The 20,552-nt window shown below is 43.6% G+C and carries 21 protein-coding genes; 10 read left to right on the top strand and 11 right to left on the bottom strand.

Annotated elements, in window-relative coordinates:
- Window positions 1-402: 402 nt before the first annotated feature.
- Window positions 403-867 (top strand): dCMP deaminase family protein, encoded by a 465-nt coding sequence (locus R7Q41_RS06860; RefSeq protein WP_005373515.1) that lies wholly within the window; start codon window positions 403-405, stop codon window positions 865-867.
- Between the two features lie 82 nt (window positions 868-949).
- Here the strand turns inward: R7Q41_RS06860 and pepT are convergent, their stop codons facing one another.
- The gene (gene pepT, locus R7Q41_RS06855) at window positions 950-2,179 is read right to left on the bottom strand and encodes a peptidase T (RefSeq protein ID WP_033906377.1); all 1,230 of its coding nucleotides are present in this window, start codon (window positions 2,177-2,179) and stop codon (window positions 950-952) included.
- Between the two features lie 170 nt (window positions 2,180-2,349).
- Window positions 2,350-3,213 carry a DUF6279 family lipoprotein gene (locus R7Q41_RS06850; protein WP_318108148.1) on the bottom strand — a complete coding sequence of 288 codons (864 nt, stop codon included), beginning with the start codon at window positions 3,211-3,213 and terminating at the stop codon, window positions 2,350-2,352.
- Window positions 3,214-3,474: 261 nt separating this feature from the next.
- On the opposite strand from R7Q41_RS06850, the gene R7Q41_RS06845 reads away from it, so the two are divergent.
- The gene (locus R7Q41_RS06845; protein WP_005373524.1) at window positions 3,475-3,648 is read left to right on the top strand and encodes a hypothetical protein; all 174 of its coding nucleotides are present in this window, start codon (window positions 3,475-3,477) and stop codon (window positions 3,646-3,648) included.
- 90 nt (window positions 3,649-3,738) lie between these two features.
- On the opposite strand, the gene R7Q41_RS06840 is transcribed toward R7Q41_RS06845, so the two are convergent.
- Window positions 3,739-4,353, bottom strand: coding sequence for a response regulator (locus R7Q41_RS06840; RefSeq protein ID WP_031777156.1), 615 nt, complete (start codon window positions 4,351-4,353; stop codon window positions 3,739-3,741).
- 4 nt (window positions 4,354-4,357) lie between these two features.
- Window positions 4,358-6,094 (bottom strand): nitrate/nitrite two-component system sensor histidine kinase NarQ, encoded by a 1,737-nt coding sequence (gene narQ, locus R7Q41_RS06835; protein WP_025998659.1) that lies wholly within the window; start codon window positions 6,092-6,094, stop codon window positions 4,358-4,360.
- Between the two features lie 247 nt (window positions 6,095-6,341).
- Between narQ and napF the strand changes: the two genes are divergently transcribed.
- From napF to R7Q41_RS06805, 6 genes are all read left to right on the top strand, one after another.
- On the top strand, window positions 6,342-6,827 hold the full coding sequence (napF, locus tag R7Q41_RS06830; RefSeq protein ID WP_005373529.1) for a ferredoxin-type protein NapF: 486 nt from the start codon (window positions 6,342-6,344) through the stop codon (window positions 6,825-6,827).
- A 47-nt stretch (window positions 6,828-6,874) separates the two neighbouring features.
- Entirely contained in the window at window positions 6,875-7,183 is a 309-nt protein-coding gene (locus tag R7Q41_RS06825; RefSeq protein ID WP_005373535.1) for a chaperone NapD, read from the top strand.
- A complete protein-coding gene (gene napA / locus R7Q41_RS06820) occupies window positions 7,180-9,669 on the top strand; it encodes a periplasmic nitrate reductase subunit alpha (protein WP_005389060.1) in 2,490 nt (829 codons plus the stop codon). The genes R7Q41_RS06825 and napA overlap by 4 nt, the downstream gene beginning before the upstream one ends.
- A 78-nt stretch (window positions 9,670-9,747) precedes the next feature.
- Entirely contained in the window at window positions 9,748-10,203 is a 456-nt protein-coding gene (locus tag R7Q41_RS06815; protein ID WP_005389061.1) for a nitrate reductase cytochrome c-type subunit, read from the top strand.
- A 28-nt stretch (window positions 10,204-10,231) separates the two neighbouring features.
- Window positions 10,232-10,810 (top strand): NapC/NirT family cytochrome c, encoded by a 579-nt coding sequence (locus R7Q41_RS06810; protein ID WP_005373542.1) that lies wholly within the window; start codon window positions 10,232-10,234, stop codon window positions 10,808-10,810.
- Window positions 10,811-10,821: 11 nt separating this feature from the next.
- Window positions 10,822-10,956, top strand: a complete 135-nt coding sequence (locus R7Q41_RS06805) for a TIGR02808 family protein (RefSeq protein ID WP_005373546.1) — start codon at window positions 10,822-10,824, stop codon at window positions 10,954-10,956.
- Between the two features lie 169 nt (window positions 10,957-11,125).
- On the opposite strand, the gene phaC is transcribed toward R7Q41_RS06805, so the two are convergent.
- The 4 genes from phaC to R7Q41_RS06785 form a co-directional block, all read right to left on the bottom strand.
- Window positions 11,126-12,901, bottom strand: a complete 1,776-nt coding sequence (phaC, locus tag R7Q41_RS06800; RefSeq protein WP_017819891.1) for a class I poly(R)-hydroxyalkanoic acid synthase — start codon at window positions 12,899-12,901, stop codon at window positions 11,126-11,128.
- A 66-nt stretch (window positions 12,902-12,967) separates the two neighbouring features.
- Entirely contained in the window at window positions 12,968-13,315 is a 348-nt protein-coding gene (locus R7Q41_RS06795; RefSeq protein WP_005373550.1) for a phasin family protein, read from the bottom strand.
- 44 nt (window positions 13,316-13,359) lie between these two features.
- A complete protein-coding gene (locus R7Q41_RS06790; RefSeq protein WP_053349411.1) occupies window positions 13,360-14,568 on the bottom strand; it encodes an acetyl-CoA C-acetyltransferase in 1,209 nt (402 codons plus the stop codon).
- Between the two features lie 12 nt (window positions 14,569-14,580).
- On the bottom strand, window positions 14,581-15,321 hold the full coding sequence (locus R7Q41_RS06785; protein WP_005373555.1) for an SDR family oxidoreductase: 741 nt from the start codon (window positions 15,319-15,321) through the stop codon (window positions 14,581-14,583).
- Window positions 15,322-16,060: 739 nt separating this feature from the next.
- Between R7Q41_RS06785 and R7Q41_RS06780 the strand changes: the two genes are divergently transcribed.
- Both R7Q41_RS06780 and R7Q41_RS06775 read left to right on the top strand, forming a co-directional pair.
- A complete protein-coding gene (locus R7Q41_RS06780) occupies window positions 16,061-16,681 on the top strand; it encodes a LysE family translocator (protein WP_021035942.1) in 621 nt (206 codons plus the stop codon).
- 15 nt (window positions 16,682-16,696) lie between these two features.
- Window positions 16,697-16,963 carry a hypothetical protein gene (locus R7Q41_RS06775; protein WP_005373566.1) on the top strand — a complete coding sequence of 89 codons (267 nt, stop codon included), beginning with the start codon at window positions 16,697-16,699 and terminating at the stop codon, window positions 16,961-16,963.
- Between the two features lie 58 nt (window positions 16,964-17,021).
- Here R7Q41_RS06775 and secF read toward each other — a convergent pair whose 3' ends face one another.
- From secF to R7Q41_RS06760, 3 genes are all read right to left on the bottom strand, one after another.
- Entirely contained in the window at window positions 17,022-17,924 is a 903-nt protein-coding gene (secF, locus tag R7Q41_RS06770) for a protein translocase subunit SecF (protein WP_005373567.1), read from the bottom strand.
- Between the two features lie 2 nt (window positions 17,925-17,926).
- Entirely contained in the window at window positions 17,927-19,765 is a 1,839-nt protein-coding gene (gene secD, locus R7Q41_RS06765; protein ID WP_017635185.1) for a protein translocase subunit SecD, read from the bottom strand.
- A 164-nt stretch (window positions 19,766-19,929) separates the two neighbouring features.
- Window positions 19,930-20,409, bottom strand: a complete 480-nt coding sequence (locus tag R7Q41_RS06760) for a hypothetical protein (protein ID WP_005373572.1) — start codon at window positions 20,407-20,409, stop codon at window positions 19,930-19,932.
- Window positions 20,410-20,552 lie beyond the last annotated feature (143 nt).

Genomic DNA, 20,552 nt, shown 5'->3' with positions numbered 1-20,552 from the left:
AGAACAGGATATTGTTGAATTCCTATCAACCTTACTCCTTGCTGCCACTGAAAACTTCACTGAAAAGCGCCCAAGGTGTTTCTAAATGTAAACATGAGAAACAAAAGGAAAATAAAGTAATTTAGTTAACAGTGGTATTCAATGAGCAATATACATACAACTCAATCATAACTATTTAATATACGCCTTAGGAGATCGCGAATTTTAGCGTGTGCTTGGAAACACTAACGGGAGTATTGTATTCGGGCGTAAAGTGAGATTCAGTGCTCAAGATAAGAACGTTTTGTGGCTAAAAAGGTAAAAAGTGACGCCTTCATACTCAAGACCCCGATTTTGACTATTTTTTTAATATAAATGGGTTATCATTCAATTAATTCAACGCCTTCGACAGAGAGGATGACTATGATTTCTAAATGGGCGAAACGCTTTTACCAGATGGCAGAACTAGTGGCGTCTTGGAGTAAGGACCCATCAACACAAGTCGGTGCCGTTATTACTAAACAGAATCGCATTGTATCTGTTGGATTTAATGGCTATCCGCATGGTGTTTCTGACAGTGTCGACACCGATGAGCGCGAGTTGAAATACCTTAAAACACTGCACGCGGAAGAGAACGCAATTTTGTTCTCAAAACGTGACTTAGACGGATGTGATATTTGGGTAACGCATTTTCCTTGCCCTAACTGCGCGGCAAAGATCATTCAAACAGGGATCTCACACGTACACTGCCCTGAGCAGTCTGAAGACTTTTTATCTCGCTGGGGAGATAAAATCCAAGTCAGTCAAGATATGTTCGATCAAGCGGGTGTGAAAGTCGACTGGTTACCGCTAGAAGACATTGAAATTGAAGACAAAGACGTGCGCTAGTATCCCATCTTAATAGTTAAATAGCCCAGAGAGATCTGGGCTATTTTGTTATTAAATCTGCAAGAGGTCTCGACGTAGTCTTTTAACTGTGTTTTTTCGCTGTGAGCTCAGCAATTTTGACAATAACGAGTACTGATTTTTCCATCATTTCAACAGAAATAAACTCATGAATTCCGTGGAAGTTAAAACCACCGGTGAAGATATTCGGGCACGGCAAACCCATAAAAGATAAACGAGCACCATCTGTACCACCACGAATAGGTTTTATAATCGGTTCCACATCACACGCTTCCATCGCTTGCTTTGCCAGCTCAATGATATGAGGGTAAGGCTCAACCATTTCTCTCATATTGTAATAGCTGTCTTTTATTTTTAGCTCTACAGAACCATGGCGTAAACCCGTGTTCATTTCATCGACGAGTTTCTGCATAAAGGCTTTTCGATCCTCAAGTCTTTGACGGTCAAAGTCTCTAATAATGTAACCTAGCTCGCTTCGTGCAACGCCCATTTCTGCCGATTTTAGATGGAAGAACCCTTCGTAACCTTCGGTTGTTTCCGGAGTTTGATCTTGGGGCATTTGAACTTGAAATTTCGCAGCCAAGTTCATCGCATTGACCATTTTGCCTTTTGCAGTACCTGGATGAACGCTAACACCATGAAAAATTACATCAGCGTTTGCTGCATTAAAGTTTTCGTATTCCAACTCACCTTGCGGGCCACCATCTATAGTGTATGCCCATTTCGCGCCAAATTTTTTAACATTAAACAAATCTGCACCACGACCGATTTCTTCATCCGGAGTAAAACCGATACAAATGTCGCCGTGTGGAATGTCTGGGTTTTCCAGTAGCAGAGCTACCGCGGAAAGAATCTCTGCGATACCGGCTTTGTTATCCGCGCCAAGTAATGTAGTGCCATCGGTAGTAATAAGATTGTGGCCATGTAGGTGATGTAAATCGGGGTATTGCACGGGAGATAACACTTCATCCCCCAACCCTAATGCAATATCGCCACCTTGGTAATCTTCGATGAATTGCGGCTTTACGTTTTTGCCAGATGCATCCGGCGCGGTATCCATATGGGCAATGAAGCCGATAGGAGGAACCTCATAATCAATATTGGCTGGCAGTTTAGCCATCAAGTAGCCATTTTTATCCAAAGTCACGTCACTTAAGCCAAGTTCGATCATCTCTTTTTTAAGTAACTCAGCAAACACAAGCTGACCAGGTGAACTTGGGCAAAGCGTCACATGTGGATTGGATTGGGTATCAAACGTGACGTATCGAAGAAATCTTTCAACTAAATGTTTCATATTTATTCTCATTGTTTTGTACGATGAGGCCTTATCACGCATTGATAAGCTGACGTTGCCTCATCAAACCTCACGCTATGTTACGCTCTTAGTTCAATAAGAATTTGCTTTGAATCATTTTTTGATAAGAAAGGCTTTTGCGCTTTGCTTCCGCTCATTGAAGCATGAATTTAATCTAAAAGTTCCTCAGCCAGTACTCGCCACTCTTTAACCTTTTCACGAAAATGACGCCATTGCTTATCGGTCATCGAACGAGAAACATCTAATGTCAGTTGATCAACCAATGCAAAGTTAGAATCAATATTCAGAGAAAGCTGCTCACTATAATAACTCTCTGGCTCGAACAAGAGTCGCATAAATATATCTTGATAAGTCACAACATTAGATTTGTTGTCGAACAAGTATTCGAGCTCTTGATATACCGTGGCTCGATAATCTCTCCATAAAGGGCTGTTTAAAATAACTTGCTGAGAAAATCTTTGAGCTAATTGACGCTGATTTCCTGATAGATTCCCTAGCCATTCTTCCATCCACTCTTCAGTGTTATCCAGAATAATTTCACGCACTTCGTCTTCTGTCTTATCGGCATATTTTGCGTTTCGCTCTTGATAATGTTCTTGTACATTACTCAAAAACTCGCGTTCTTGCTCTTTCGTTAATTGCAAACTTAACGCAAAAAGATCAGGTGCTGCTTTGCTGACCACTCTATCGTAATGCGATCGCATTCTATCTCGATTTTTTTGTAAGTAATTTAAGGTGATATCGCTCGCTTTTAATCTCTCAAGGTCTTTTAAATGTTCGATATATAATGGTAACTCCTCTTTCTTGTGCCAGTCTGCCAACAATAATAAACGCTCTTCCACTAGGACTTCTTGTTCCCCTTGCAACGAGACATAGTCCTCTAAGTAATCGAGCACGAACCAATCGATATTGCTGTATAAAAACTTTTTCGCACAACCGGCAAGCAGAAATACGAAGCAAAATAGAAGGCCATAACGAAGCGCCTTATTAGATACACCCTTTAATTTAGTCACTTATTCGTATTCCCTTTTATGTTGATTAAGTTCTATACTCAACCTGTATCACTTAGTATTGCGGCAAACTTACACCAGTGTGACAAATATTGATTGCCACCTTAATAATATATAGAGTTTGAAATTAACTTTTTGATCACAGCTATCCGCAAAAAAGTGAGTTAGAGCGCAATTATCGGCTAAAAAACGTACCGAACGACGCTCCCTATAACGGCATATAATTTGCATGGATGTTTTTTGGATGGTTTATGGAGGCGAAGTATGGCAGCCGCTGAGCAACTTGATACCAGTGTAGAATATGAGATTCGATATTTTGAACAGGGGAAAATGCACTGCATGAGAGTCATTGCTGAAAGCAAAAAAGTTGCTTATCAGTACTATTTGGAGTGTGGTAAGCACAACAGTGACTTGTACTCTATTCGCCCAGACAAGTAAAAAAACCGCCTAAAAGGCGGTTTTTTTATTCGTCAGAATCCATATAACTATTTGATTTTATTTATTATTACAGATTAAAATCCAACAATGTTATTTGATGTCGCCAAAGCGCTCAAGATAAAGGACGGTTGCTGCAGTACGAGAAGGAACTTGAAGCTTTTTAAGTAAACTCTTCATATGTACTTTAACCGTAGACTCAGAGATAAAAAGACGATCGGCAATTTGCTTGTTGCGGAAACCTCTTGCCACCTCTCTTAAGATCTGCGATTCACGATCGGTCAGTGTATCAAACACGTCCTCTTGCTCTGAACGTTCACTCAAATACTTAGAAACTTCTTGGCTGTATGCCTTGTCCCCTTGGTGCGCTTGTTTTAGCAACTCAACCAACTCATCAGGCTCAGTGTCTTTCAATAAATAGCCATCGGCACCACTTCGAACTATTGCTTCTATATCTGCTGGGCTATCTGAAACGGTTAGAATGACAATTCTGGCTTCACAGCCATCTGCACGCAGTGCTTGCAAAGTATCAAGGCCAGACATGCCTTTCATATTAAGATCAAGAAGTACAAGGTCCAGTTCTAGCTCATGCGCTTTCGCTACTGCATCCGCGCCATTACTTGCTTCTGCAATGACCTCAAACTCAGGCTCAAAGCTTAAAAGCTGGTGGATACCTCTTCGCATGAGTGGATGATCATCCACCAGCATTACTTTACACACTGTCACTGTTTACTTCCTTACTATGTTGGAATTCTAATTTTACGGTACAACCTTTGTTTATCGATGCTTCGATGTGCAGATCGGCATGCAGTCTAGCGGCCCGCTCTTGCATGATACTCATACCGTAATGATTTAATTTTTCGTCTTGATGTTCAAAGCCTATTCCATCGTCGCTAACGGTTACTGTGACTTTTCCATCATTATCGAGACATTGAATGTGAATATTATCTGCTTGCGCATGTTTGATTGCATTAATTGCCGCTTCTCTTATCAACTGTAGTAAATGAACCTGCTGATGTGCATCCAGTTCAGTTGATGAAAGTCTATTTTTTAGCGTAATGTCCGCAGCAGTTTGTTCACTGAGCGTTTCAACCATGTCTTGCAATGCTTGGCCAAAACTGCCCTCTTTAATCGTAAGACGAAACGTCGTCAGTAACTCGCGTAACTGCGTATACGCGGCAGATAAGCCCGTATCTAGCTCAGCAATAACTTGATTAGCCTGCGCGATCGCCTTTTCGTCAGGCAAGTTCTTTACGCTTCTCTTTAACAAAGCGACCTGAATTTTTAAGTAAGAGAGTGCTTGAGCCAATGAATCATGCAACTCCCGAGCAATAGTGGCTCGCTCTTCCATCAGCAGAATTTGTTCTGCTTGGCGCTGCGCCCGATTGTAATACACGGCGCGTGATAAAATCTGCACGAAGTTGTCAATAAGAGCCTCGTTCGGACAAGGTAACCCTGCTTTCCAATATAAATAGCCCAAGTGCTCACCATCTAGCATCAGGGCTTTACCGTGGCAATCTTCATCACAATCTTGGCAGCATTCTTCTCCTTCCATCAATATCCAGCTCGGTTCTCCTAGCTGCTCGATTTCAAGTTTGACCGCTTTAATGCCCTCAAGACTGACGATATGCTGCAAAATCGCCTGGAAATTGTCTTGATTAATACGCGACGCCGTGAGTTCTTTTGACGAGTCATACAGCACCTCTAAAGACTGGTTGGCATGCTGCAATTTACGTGTTTTCTCATCAACCGCTTGTTCTAATCCTCGGTACAACTTACCAAGGTCTGTCGCCATCCGATTAAAGGTTCGAGTCAGTATTCCCATTTCATTATCGCTGGATACATTGAGCGATATATTAAATGAGCGATTTTTAATTTGCTCGCTAGCAAAAACTAAAGCACGCAGAGGCCGAACAACTTCGAGGCGCACAAAATGAACGACAAACATACTGACACAAAGAATGCCACCCAACCCTAACCCGCCGATCCAGGCTAAGTTAATCAGTTTTTGCTCCGAAAAGCTTTGCAGCTTAAATACAAACTCATCGATTTGTTCAACAAAACCGGCCACTAGGAGTTGATATTCTGCCGGGTTGTCTCCTCTAAGCACCGCCTTGAGTTCATGCCATCTGATAATAAGACGGTAGTAATCGTGAGTGATGTCTTCTGGCACAGACCAATGCTGAAGCGCTTTCATTGAAGGTGAATATATCGAATTTTCAAATGCGTCAATATGTGAAGAATAGTCAACAGATTTAACCTGAATATCATTCGCTAGACGGTAGCTTTGCATTCGCATCGAGCCAGCAACATTGACGGCTTCAGCATCGTTCAAACTGGACGCTAACGTAAAAATCGCAAAACCAGTCGTAGCAACTGAGAGCAGCAAAATAAGAAGCATTGCGGACGCAATCGTGCGCGTCACCGACTTTTTCACATTTTTAAACAATCTGAGTTCCTCGCCCATTAACAATCCTATTTGTACGTGCAATGAACCCATTACCTTTCAACTTTATCAATATGTGATCACCTGCGACGGAATTTATTGATCCAAAACAATATTGCATACCATTTACCCCCTAAGAGGTATTTATACAAATATGTCAAAAACTACAATTTCGTTAGTTTAAATGACAGTTTATTAATGAAAATTGTGGACTATGCTTAGTTTGGGTTCCAAGTTTCGAGGTGACTAAGTGGTAGACCTTTCCAGAAGAAGACTCTTTGCAAGAAAAGCGCACCCCGACAACGCCGTACGTTTGCCTTGGTTAACTAAACCGCAACAGTTTACGGACGATTGCACTCGCTGCGGTAAATGCATTGAGGCCTGTGAAACAAAGATTATAACCAAAAGTGATGGCGGATTCCCCTCGGTCGATTTTTCCATCGATGAATGCACATTTTGCTATCAATGTGCAAACGCCTGTCCTGAGCCCCTTTTCTTGCCAGAAACAGAACAACCTTGGCAAGCAAAAGCAAGTATCAACGATAACTGCTTAGCAAAACAAAATGTCGAATGCCGAAGCTGTGGGGATATGTGCGACCCGATGGCAATTCAGTTCAAATTAGAACTGGGGAAAGTAGCACAACCCAATTTAGACCTTGATGAGTGTAACGGCTGCGGCGCCTGTGTTTCAGTGTGCCCGACTTCATCCATCAATGTGAGCAATACAACAGCCTAAGCCGAATGTCGTCGGCCAAAGGCAATAAAAATAAATGAGAGAGCTATATGTCACTAAATGAAGTGCATATTTCAAGTTTGGTAGTACATGTGCTGCCGGAACATTTGGACGAAATCAAACAAAAGATAGAAGCACACGAAAATGCGGAAATCTATGGTGACAGTCCTGAAGGCAAGATTATCGTCGTACTTGAAACTGAGAACCAAGGTTTCATCACAGACACTATCGATGCCATTAATAATTTACCGAACGTCTTAAGCACGGTATTGGTTTATCACCAAATCGAAACTGGGCTTGAAGAAACGGATGAAGAAGACACTGGAACACAACATTCCCAAATCGAGGGTGAAGTATGAAAATGACAAGACGTGCGTTTGTGAAAGCAAACGCGGCTGCATCAGCTGCTGCTGTCGCAGGTGTGACACTACCAGCATCTGCAGCCAACCTGATTGCAAGCTCTGATCAAACCAAAATCACATGGGACAAAGCACCTTGTCGTTTCTGTGGTACAGGCTGTTCTGTTCTTGTTGGCACTCAAAACGGCAAAGTGGTAGCAACACAGGGTGACCCAGAAGCACCAGTAAACAAAGGTCTGAACTGCATCAAAGGTTACTTCCTTTCTAAGATCATGTACGGTCAAGACCGTCTAACTCAACCGATGCTACGAATGAAAGATGGCAAATTCCACAAAGATGGTGAATTTACACCTATCTCTTGGGATGACGCTTTCGACATCATGGCTGAGAAATGGAAAGCTTCCCTCGAGAAAAAAGGCCCAACAAGCGTAGGTATGTTTGGCTCAGGCCAATGGACAGTAATGGAAGGCTACGCTGCGTCAAAGTTAATGAAAGCAGGCTTCCGATCAAACAACATTGATCCAAACGCTCGTCACTGTATGGCTTCTGCCGTTGTAGGTTTCATGCGCGCATTCGGTATCGATGAGCCAATGGGTTGTTACGATGACTTTGAGAACGCAGACGCTTTCGTTCTTTGGGGCTCAAACATGGCAGAGATGCACCCGGTTCTATGGACTCGCATTACTGACCGCCGCCTAAGCCACCCTCACGTTAAAGTGAACGTGCTTTCTACTTACTACCATCGTTCATTTGAGTTGGCAGACCACGGCTACATTTTCAATCCTCAGTCTGACCTTGCAATTGCTAACTTCATCGCAAACTACATCATCGAAAACGATGCAGTAAACTGGGACTTCGTGAACAAACACACGAACTTCACTCAAGCAGACACTGACATCGGCTACGGTCTACGTGACGATGATCCGCTACAAAAAGCAGCGAAGAACCCGAACTCTGGCAAACTCACTTCTATCTCATTCGAAGAGTACAAGAAATCAGTAGCGCCATACACAGTAGAAAAAGCATCTGAAATCTCTGGTGTTGAGAAAGAGAAGCTTATCGAGCTTGCGAAGCAATACGCGGATCCAAACACGAAAGTGATGTCTCTATGGACGATGGGTATGAACCAGCATACTCGTGGTGTATGGATGAATAACTTGGTTTACAACATCCACCTACTAACCGGTAAGATCTCGACTCCGGGGAACAGCCCATTCTCACTAACGGGCCAACCATCAGCATGTGGTACCGCTCGTGAGGTTGGTACGTTTGCTCACCGCCTACCAGCGGACATGGTGGTTGCTAACCCTAAACACCGTAAGATTGCAGAAGACATCTGGAAACTGCCAGAAGGTACGATTCCACCAAAACCTGGCTTCCACGCCGTATTGCAAGACCGTATGCTGAATGACGGCGTTCTGAACTGTTACTGGGTTCAATGTAACAACAACATGCAAGCCGGTCCAAACATCAACACAGAGCGTCTTCCAGGTTACCGCAACCCAGAAAACTTCATCGTTGTGTCTGACCCATACCCGACAGCAACAGCACAAGCAGCAGACCTTATTCTTCCTACCGCTATGTGGATTGAAAAAGAAGGTGCTTACGGTAACGCAGAGCGTCGTACCCAAGCTTGGTACCAACAAGTGGGCACAGTCGGTCAAGCAAAATCCGACCTGTGGCAGCTAATGGAGTTCTCGAAACGCTTCAAAATGGAAGAAGTGTGGCCTGAAGAGCTTCTAGCGAAAGCGCCTCAATACCGTGGTAAAACAATGTACGACGTACTTTACCGCAATGGTAACGTCGACAAATTCCCTATCGAAGAAGCTCGTGAACTGAATGACGATGCTCACCACTTCGGTTTCTATGTTCAAAAAGGTCTGTTTGAGGAATACGCAACATTTGGCCGTGGTCACGGTCATGATTTGGCTCCATACGACCGCTACCACCAAGTACGTGGTCTACGTTGGCCTGTTGTTGATGGTAAGGAAACACAGTGGCGCTTTAAAGAAGGTTCAGACCCATACGCGAAAGAAGGTTCTGGTTGGGACTTCTACGGCAATGCTGATGGCAAAGCGAAGATCATTTCCGCGCCATACGAAGCGCCACCAGAAGTACCGAACGATGAATTTGATATGTGGTTATGTACTGGTCGTGTTCTTGAGCATTGGCACACAGGCACCATGACTCGTCGTGTACCTGAATTATACAAAGCAGTACCAGACGCAGTGTGTTACATGCACCCAGAAGACGCAAAAGCACGCAATGTTCGTCGTGGTGAAGAAGTACTCATGGCAAACAAACGCGGTGAAGTACGCGTTCGTGTTGAAACTCGCGGTCGTAACCGTCCGCCAAAAGGCTTGGTATTCGTACCGTTCTTTGATGCACGTATTTTGATTAACAAGCTTATCCTAGATGCGACTGATCCACTTTCTAAACAGACAGACTTTAAGAAGTGCCCAGTCAAAATCACTAAGATTGCTTAACCTTCAGATACTGAATGCTACGGCCGTCATTATGGCGGCCTAATAAAGAATTTAAGCCATAAAGGCGGAGATGAAATGATGAAAAAATTACTTGTCGCAGTTTTATCTGTAGGTGCGTTAGTGACAGGCATTGCGCAAGCTGAGTTGGATAATCCTGGTGGTATTGGTGGTCTAGAATCTTTACGTGGAATGTCTCAATTGGAAGATACGCGTCCAGCAGACGAGTTCAAAGACTTCCCTAAAGATCAAATTGTTGAAGACAGCTATGTTTATCAACCACCGTTGATCCCACACAGTATTCGTCACTACGAAATTTCGTTAAATGCTAACAAGTGTCTTGCATGCCATAGCTGGAAAAATGCAAAAGAGTCAGGTGCGACTAAAATTAGCGTAACGCACTATGTAAACAGAGAAGATGCGGTACTGGCAGATATGTCTCCACGTCGTTACTTCTGTTTGCAATGTCACGTTCCACAAACGGATGCAAAACCACTAGTGGAAAACGAGTTTAAGGCAGTCGATTCGCTTCAGTAATTGAAACGCGAGTACTAAGAGGTTACTTATGAAAATACTTAAAGCGTTTTGGAAGAGACTGTCGAGCCCGAGTAAAGCTGCCGCTGGTGTGGTTTTATTTCTAGGCTTCGCTGGTGGCCTTCTATTTTGGGGCGCATTCAACACAGGTATGGAAGCAACCAACACAGAAGAATTCTGTTCTGGCTGTCACGCGCCGATCGTTGCTGAAATTCAAGAAACAATTCACTACTCCAACCGATCTGGTGTTCGTGCGATTTGTTCAGACTGTCACGTTCCTCATGAATGGACGGATAAGATCGTTCGTAAAGTACAGGCATCTAAAGAGCTATTTGCACACTTCGTAACGAAGACGATCGATACACCAGAGAAGTTCCAAGAGCGTCGTGGACACCTCGCAGAGCGAGAGTGGGCACGTATGAAAAAGAATGACTCTCTTGAATGTCGTAACTGTCATGAGTTTGATTTCATGGATTACTCTCAGCAAGGATCACGTGCGGCAGAACAGCACTCCACCGCTCTCGCTTCAGGCGAGAAAACATGTGTAGACTGTCACAAAGGTATTGCGCACAAACTACCAGACATGAGCGGCGTTGAAGGCTGGCACTAAGGAGACTTACCATGAGTACATTAGAATCTGTAATTTGGCATATCCTTGGCTACAGTGCTATGCCAGTGATTATTCTTTCCGGCTTTGTGGCGGTAGCAGCAATCTCTCTCTGGCTGCTGTCATTTGGTAAGGATAAAGAGGTGTAACGTAACGCATCTCTACTCGTCAACTAGCCTATTTGTTGACACTGAGCGCCGAGCAAATGCTCGGCGCTTTTTATTTATTGCTCAATGGTGCTTACCAACCATAAACAAGCAATCATACATAAAAAAGCGACCATAAAGGCCGCTAAGATTTACTGCTATAGGGAGTTGTTTAAGATTCTTTTACTGGCAGAACCTGTTTGACGTATTGTCCTGGCGCTTCATCAATAACCGGATGGTTTTCTGAGCCAATAGGGAAAGGCTCAACTTGCTCTTTAGGGTTGAATTGGAGTAACCACTCGTTCCAGTGTGTCCACCACGATCCCTCTTTGTGTTCCGCGTTATTCAACCACTCATCAGCAGAGTCATCCAAATTATCGTTCAACCAATAACCATACTTATTTTTAGCTGGCGGGTTCACGATGCCCGCAATATGACCAGACTCACCGAGGACAAATGTTTTGTTGCCACCTGTGTTCAGCGCACCACGGTAAGTTCCCTGCCATAACGCAATATGGTCTTCTTTCGTTGACACAAAATAGCTAGGAATTTTGATCTTATTTAGATCAATCCATACTCCACCAATTTTGACGCCTTTATCTTGCACCAGCTTGTTCTCTAAATAGAGCTCGCGAAGCAAGAAATTGTGAGATGCAGCGCTGACGTTGGTGCTATCGCTATTCCAGTACAACAAGTCGAAATCAACCGGACTGTTACCCTTCAAGTAATTGTCGACGTAGTAGTTCCAGTACAAGCTGTTTTCACGCAGTAAACTAAACGTCACGCTTAAGGAACGGCCGTCCATATACCCTTTTGCGTTATTTTGCGCTTCAATTGCACTAACAATGGTGTCATTGATATACGCGCCGACTTCACCTGGTTGAGAGAAGTCGAGCAATGTGGTGAAGAAAGTGGCAGACTTAATGCGCTTCTTCATACGTTTTGCAGCGTAGTACGCAACCGTGCTTGCTAAAACAGTACCACCAATGCAATAACCAGCCGCATTGATTTGCTCTTGTCCTGTTATATCTTCAATTGCAGCGACGGCTTTCACTACGCCTTCTGTCACGTAGTCACCAAACTCTATGTGCGCTTGTGCCTTGCCTGGATTGCGCCAAGACATCATAAATACACTGTGCCCCTGCTCTAACAACCATCGAACCATTGAGTTCTTTGCCGTTAAATCAAGGATGTAGTATTTATTGATGAAAGGTGGGACGATGAGCAGCGGCGTCGCATTCACTTTCTCTGTTAGAGGTCGATATTGAATCAACTCAAACAATTCGTTTTGAAAAACCACATTGCCCTGTGTCGTCGCAACGTCATCGCCCACACGGAATGCATTGTTATTCGTCATACGAATTTTTAAAATGTCTGCGCTCGACTCAACGTCTTCTTTCAACTGCTCTAAGCCTGCCAGTAAGTTTTGACCGTTTTGCTCAAGTGTCAGCTTCAAAAGCTCTGGGTTAGTGGCGATGAAGTTGGAAGGAGAAAGGGCGTTAATGGCTTGGCGAGAGAAAAAAATAATACGTTCTTTCGTCTTTTCATCTAAGCCTTCCAAAGACTCGATGGTGTCCAGATAGGTCTTACTAAATAAAAGGTAGGATTGTTTGATGAAGCTATACATGGCTTCATTTTGCCACGCTTCGTTTGAGAAACGCTTATCCCCTTTTTCAGCTTCGACGATTTGTGCTTGGTTCCCTGCCAATGCAACATTCTGCCAAATTTGCAGCTGCTGTTCCCACCACTGTGCTTGCAGCTTTAAAATCGCAGCAGGCTGATTCGCAGCTTGTTCGAACAGTTTGGCAGTATCCTCAAAGTTCACTTCTTGCATGGCCTTGTTTAAAGGAGAGTTCACGACTGCCTTGTTCACTTCGAAATCATGCCACCACTGATGATTGGTTTCCTGAAGCTTCACAAGATAGTCCGAAAAGAAGTGTTGAAACATAGTCTTACTCCTATATTCGGAAAAAACAACGCCGCCCAAATCTAGGGGCGGCGAGAATCGGACAAATTACGCTGGAGTAACAGTCTTTAGATTTTCCGAAGTCATTTTCTCAACGTCTTCTTTGAACTCTTTTGCAATCGCTTGAAGCTTGTTGCTGTCATCCATCATTTGTTGAGAAAGTTTAGTAAGTACGCTTAGTTGCTGGCTGTTGAAAGCAGTCAATGACGTTACGTCTTTGATTTCTGTCGCTGCTTTCATCTGGTTTAGACCCACTTCACTGTATGTGCGAATGGCGTTCAATTGAAGCTCGGTCAACACTTCTACGTTTTTTGTCACTAGCTTGTTGAACTTCAAGTAAGGTTCTAGATTTTTTTCAGTTTGATCGCTAAATGTTTTGAAGAAATCTGTGTACATGGTTTGTCTCCTAGAGAAAGAATTAAAAATGTCCGTTTAAATAATTACTTAACTGTCTTTACAACCACAGCCGTGCCCATGCCGCCGCCCACACAAAGTGAAGCAACGCCATATTGACCATTTTGCTTATGAAGCTCGTGAACCAGCGTGACTAAGATTCGGTTTCCAGATGCACCAAGCGGGTGTCCTAGCGCGATAGCACCACCGTTAAAGTTCGCTTTATCTTGAATCGCGTTAACTGGAACTTGGTTTGTTTCCGCCAACTGATGAATCACGCCAAGTGCTTGCGCTGCAAATGCTTCGTTTAACTCGTAAACGTCAATGTCATTTACTGTGAGTTCCGCTTTTTCGAGTGCTTTATTGACCGACTCTACAGGACCTAGGCCCATGATCTTCGGATCAAGACCCGATTGCGCATAGCTTACGATCTCAGCAAGCGGCGTTAATCCATGCGCTTTAACTGCGCTTTCAGACGCCACGATAATCGCACTCGCGCCATCGTTAATGCCTGATGCATTACCCGCAGTCACAGTGCCTTCGCGGTCAAAAGCAGGACGTAGCTTGCTTAAGGCTTCCATTGTCGCGTTCGCTTTTGGGTATTCATCCGTATCAAACATCACGGTTTCACGGCGTTGCTTTACTTCCACTGGCACAATTTCGTCTTGAAATTTGCCAGCTTCGATAGCGGCTACCGCTTTCTGTTGGCTAGACAGCGCGTATTCGTCTTGCTGCTGGCGAGTTAAGCCGATTTGTTTTGCTACGTTTTCTGCCGTCACACCCATGTGATATTGGTTGTAAACATCGGTTAAACCGTCCGCTATGAGCAGATCTTTTAGCTCCAGATTGCCCATTTTGTTGCCATCACGAATGCTGCTTGGTGCAGCAAACGGAATCTGAGACATGACTTCAACACCCGCTGCAACAACGATCTCAGCATCGCCACTACGGATATGGGACACGGCATCCATGACCGTTTTCATGCCACTACCGCAAACCATGTTTACGCCATATGCAGGAACAGATTCAGGAATCCCCGCAAACAGTGCCGCTTGGCGGCCAACACCCATTCCTTGACCTGCACCAACAACGTTGCCAACAATCACTTCGTCAACCTTGTCGCCAGGCAACTTTGCCGCTTCCAACGCGCCCTTAATCGCTACTGCTGCCAGATCGCCAGCAGAAGTATTTTTCAGGCTACCACCAAAAGCACCAATTGGAGTACGCTTCGCCGCTACGATAAATACTTTTTCCATCATCTTCTCTCCTTAGTGCATGTATAAGCCGCCGTTCACCGACAAAGTCTCTCCGGTGATGTAGGCGCCCGCATCGCTGACCAAGAAGCTCACTGATGCTGCAATTTCCTCTGGTGTCGCAAGACGTTTCATTGGAATTTGGTTCGTAATGGATTCCAGCACTTCTGGCTTCATTTGCTCAACCATTGGCGTACCCGTGTAACCCGGAGCGATAACATTAACTGTCACACCCGAGCGAGCACCTTCGTATGCTAAGGCTTTAGAGAAACCGATCATCCCAGCTTTCGCCGCCGAGTAGTTTGCTTGACCAAACTGCCCTTTAAGACCATTGACTGAAGAGATATTGATGACACGACCACCGCCTTTTTCGCACATTGCAGCGAAGAGGGGTTGCGTAACGTTGAATAAACTATTGAGGTTGGTATTGATGACATCATTCCAAGCTTGCGCAGTCATCTTTTTAAACACGCCATCACGTGTGATTCCTGCGTTGTTGACAACAACATCAATGGTTCCCTCCTCCCCAAGCAATTGCGCCAATTTCTCTGCACACTCTGTCGTGTTTGTTACATCCAACTCAAAAAGGCGAACCTGATCTTTGGTAAACCCTTTGCTGTTGAACCACTCCAGCGCACATTCGTAGTTACCTGTGAAATAAGTAGCGATTACACGGTAACCGTCATTGACTAATTGAGAGGAAATAGCAGAACCAATTCCGCCTTTTGATCCAGTGATCAAAGCGACTTTCTTCATTGAAGACTCCATTCTTAACGGCATTTAAAAAGCAAACTTAATACACTGATGAAATAGTTCACCAACTGACGTGTTTATTTATTCTTTTGACAACCAATCCCGTGCTGCCTTTATTTTAAGTTAACCTAGAAATATTACATTTCAAATAAAAAACTCACCCAATTGCATAAGATTGATTTAGATCTCATTACCCGTGAAATGTTATAAAATGGTTAATTTTACATAAGTCATTGTTTTAAATCACACTTCCACAAAAGCCACACCAACAGAAATAGAAACATAATTATTAAATATCATGTACTTACATACAGAATGGTAGACGTTACATTATGTCATGATTTAAGATCTGAATTTTAAGCCTATATGATTACAACAAACTTGAGATTAGAATAATAATTCAATTATCAGTAAAAATAATTATCAAACATATCATTTAATTACTGTATTTAATGATAATTTAGTTATCAATTCGATTATTTTAATACAGTGATGATTAATACCGATAAAATATAATAAATTAAATATATTTAATCTAAAAATGATATAAGAGCTTGTCTCATACTGGTGCAATACGCACTATTATGACGCATAGATTAAAATATAATTTCATTTTAAATTTATATATTCGAAGAACATCAACTAGCTACTAGTGAAAGTAATCGTTCGCTTTGTAGTAGCATCCTTTTCCACTTTGCACTATCTTTGTGGCTTCTCTTTAATCACTAAATCATCAACAGATATGAATCTTGCATTGCTCAGTATGTTCATCCCTACTTTCTTTTTTGTCTCAATCACGCCTGGTATGTGCATGACTCTCGCCCTAACGTTAGGTATGAGTATCGGTTATCGTCGCACGTTATGGATGATGATAGGAGAACTTCTCGGTGTTGCGCTGGTGTCAGTCTCTGCGGTGTTAGGTATCGCTGCGATTATGCTCAATTATCCTTGGATGTTTATCGCGTTAAAGTTCATTGGTGGCGGTTATTTACTCTATCTTGGTGTTGAAATGTGGCGATCGCGAGGGAAACTTGCGATTAATGTCGACAACTTAGAAACACCAAAGAGTGACAATATCGCACTGATCATGCAAGGCTTCGTTACCGCAATCGCAAACCCAAAAGGCTGGGCATTTATGATTTCTCTTTTACCGCCTTTTATAGACCAAAACGCAGCGCTTGCACCGCAACTGATCATACTTGTCTCCATTATTTTACTGTTTGAGTTCATTTGCATGTCTCTGTACGCTACTGGTGGTAAAGGGTTGAAACACGTATTAGGTCAGTCTAAGAATGTACGTCTAATGAACCGTATCGCAGGCACTTTAATGATGGGAGTTGGTGTCTGGTTGCTACTAAGCTAAGGCAAACTGGAAACAATGAAAAATATTCTGAATAAAATCGCTAAAGTCATGGGTGAAGTATTGGACTTTCAAGCCCGAGTTTGGGTTGTGAACGTCTATAGCGGTGAGCATAAAGGCGAGTCTTATGTCGTTAATGAAGATGCTTTCTCTGTACCTCTTCAGTGGATGAAGAAGAAAGGCTACCAAGAGCCAATGTTGAATAAAGTCGAAGCAATGAAGCGCTCACAAGTCTTAGAGTTCGATTTGGGACTTGTGAAACATCGCTTGATGCGCGTGAAATAAGCACAAAAAAGCGCCACTCAAGATGAGTGGCGCAAGCACTTTTACCTTAAAAATAATGCTACGGCGCAGCGTCGATCTCAACTGGAAGATAATGTTTCGGCTCCAGTTTCAACCACTCAGGCAGCACAGTACCAATCGAAATCGAAGACCATGTCCCCGACAGAACGCCAATAAACATGGCGGTTGAGAAACCAGCCAAAGGCGCTCCTCCCATAATCCATAATGCACCAACAGTGATCAATGTCGTACCAGATGTCACCATAGTGCGTGAAAACGTCGCGATAACAGCTTGGTCATTGATGTCTTCTGTTTTCCAACTCTGTTTCGCAATCAACAGCTCACGGATTCGGTCTGCAATGATGATCGAGTCATTCAATGAGTAACCTAAAATCGCCAGCACAGCAGCAAAAACGGTTAAGTTGAACTCCATTTGAGTAATTGCAAAGAAACCAAGCACTAAGATCACATCATGGGCCAAAGCAAACAGTGAACCACTGGCCAAACGCCACTCAAAACGGAAACACAAGTAACCGAGAATACTCAACACACAAATCAACAATGCTAAGCCACCTTGTTCAAACAAGTCTTGGCCAACTTGAGCGCCAACTATACTGTTGCTGACAACATCAACTTGGTGAGAGATTGGCTTCAACACCTCTTCTACACTTGGCAACGTTTGTCCATCTTCCGGCGCAGAGTAACGAATCACCCAACGGCCATCTTCACCAGAGCGTGTCACTGACGCAGATTCACCAAGCTTTGGTTGCAGAACGTCAAGCAGATCATGGTTAGTTAGCTGCTTATCTACCTTTACTTCTGTCACCATACCGCCAGTGAAGTCCAAACCTAGGTTCAACCCTTTAAAGCCTAGAGCGACGATCGCGATCACCGTTAAAATGATGGAAACTAGCGTAGTAAAGTAGCGAATTTTACGAATATTTTGTTTTAGCATTTCGACCATGATTAAACCCTCACATCACGACGGGCATCGCGGCCCCAAATTAAATTGATCATTGCTCGAGAGGCAAATACGCCTGTAAACATACTGGTTAACAAACCTAATCCGAGTGTTAAGGCAAAGCCTTGGATTGGGCCATTACCGATGGCGTACAAAATCACGGCGGTGATCATGGTAGTAATGTTGGCATCAAGGATGGTCGAGAATGCGCTGTCAAAGCCTAGATCAATTGCTTGAGCGAAGCTGCGGCCTTCACGCATTTTGTCCTTAATACGTTCGAAAATAATAACGTTGGTGTCCACTGCCATACCGACGGTTAACACTAAGCCTGCAATGCCAGGAAGCGTTAACACAGCGCCTGGTAACAAAGCAATTAGGCCAAGCAAACAAAGCATGTTGGCACAAAGCGCCACGTTCGCTACCCAACCTAAGCGGCGGTACCAAAGTGCCATAAAGGTCAGTGTTAAACCCATACCTAAAGCCAGTGCTGCAAAACCGTTTTCAATGTTTTCTGCACCCAGAGAAGCACCGATAGTACGCTCTTCCACAATAGTAACCGGCGCAGTTAGTGAGCCCGCGCGAAGCAATAGCGCTAACTGCTGCGCATCGTCCATGCTACCTGCTCCGGTAATACGGAACTGGCTACCAAGTTGAGATTGAATAGTCGCGACGCTGATAACGCGCTCACTACGCTCGGTTACACCGCGATCGTTTGTTTTGTACTCTCGGTAAACGGTCGCCATTGGCTTGCCGATGTGAGTTGCTGAGAAGTCGCTCATTTTCTTACCACCAGCGTGGTCAAGAGAAATATTTACTTCTGACATACCCATTTTGTCGACACCAGCACGAGCGTTTACGATGTGCTCACCCGTTAGGACTGGTCGTTTTGCCAAAATCACCGTACGACCGTCATTGTCTTGAAGAACAAGATCTTGGCTGCTGTGTGCTTGGCTCGCATCTTTCACTTCATAAAACGCCAAGCTTGCTGTTGCACCAATAACGTTTTTCGCTTGAGCAGGATCTTGTACACCAGGGAGTTCAATTCGAATGCTCTCTTTACCTTGGCGTTGCACTAGTGCTTCTGTGATACCAAGTTCTTCAATACGACCACGCATGATCTTCAGGTTTTGTTGAAGAGTCGACGATTGAAATTCTTGGATATTTTGTTCACTCGGTTCAAGCACAAAGCCACGAGATGAACTTTTTGAAATCCAGCCAGGGTAATTTTGACGCAAGAACTTGTTCACTTCCGACAATGCTTGCTCGCTGTCACTGTTTACCGTAATTCGGTTGCCGCTTTCTGCTCGAACTTGCACACCACGGACACGTTGATCACGTAAATTCGCTTTGATTTCATCAATCAACGCATCACGTTGCTCTTCAAACGCTTTATTCACATCAACATTCAACAAGAACTGAACGCCACCACGAAGGTCAAGACCGAGTTTAATTGGGCTAAAGCCCATCTCATTCAACCATTCTGGCGCAACCGATACGTATGAGAAAGTGATGCTGTCGTCTTTATTTAGCTCTTTGTTTAACAACACACGAGCTTTACTTTGCGCATCTTCACCATCGAATACAATGGTTGTTTTGCCGTCTTTTTCGATGATTTTGTCGGCTGAAATATGGTTGGTTTTTAGCAGTTGATTCAGATGAACAACCGACATTTCACTGTTGTTTTGCTCCGAAAACGTCAACTGGATAGAAGGCTGTTCGCCAAACCAAGTTGGTATAGCACTTAGGGTTAAAATAATGACCGTCGTGATTAATACGACATATTTCCAAGCTGAGTAGTGATTCATCAGCTTTCTGTTCTTTTGCTGCTTTGGTGTTTTTTTCATGTAAACATCATCCCTTCACGATGAAGTGAAGCTTTTAATAACAAGGCTTAACACACGACAGATGCGCCCAGAATAAATTCAGGGTATGAAATGCTCAGAACGCTCACGTCCTGTCGAATACAATCGTCGTGTTAAGAGTGCACAATGGTGCAAATAAATGGTGTTTAGGCAGAAAACTGACTATTGAGTGCGACGTACATGGCATTGGTCTCTTTCCAACCAGAAATGCGATGATCGCTTGTGAAATGATAAAATGTGGACTGGTTGTGACGCCAGTTAATGTCCATCAAGCTGTATGCGTAACCCGCATCAGCGTAAAACGGAGTAGTGAGATCGCCGACAAAATCTACGTGCTCGTCATCAAGCCCTTCCCGTAAGTAAGACGTCCAGCGCTGAGAGTTAAACAAAGCAACGGAATCGAGACTTGCATGGCCTTCAGATACTGGAGATTGAGAGCTTTCTTCTGAAACTTCAGAAAAATCGACGGAAGAGTTTGGCGATACACTTACGGCTACAAAAGGTTGTAGCTTAGAAAAGTGCGGTACGTGAGCCTTGTGGTCGATTTGCGCAGCAGATACATGCACTGGTAGCAATACCATTGCAAATAGCAGCAAAATCAACTTTCTAAGGTAAATCCAAGGCATAGGAACTCTCTAAAAACACAAAGAGCCAAGTTAGGTCACTTGACTCGTTGATAGTATTCCTATTGATTATGGTTCACAACTAAAAAGTTATAAATCTCTGATTTCAGGTTTGCATCGTTATTGCATTTATCAAAACGTCTTTA

This window comes from Vibrio sp. 2096 (assembly GCF_033339595.1).
Classification (GTDB): Bacteria; Pseudomonadota; Gammaproteobacteria; order Enterobacterales; family Vibrionaceae; genus Vibrio; species Vibrio alginolyticus.
Note: the sequence above shows the minus strand (reverse complement) of the source record. Positions and strands in the feature narration are given on the sequence as shown.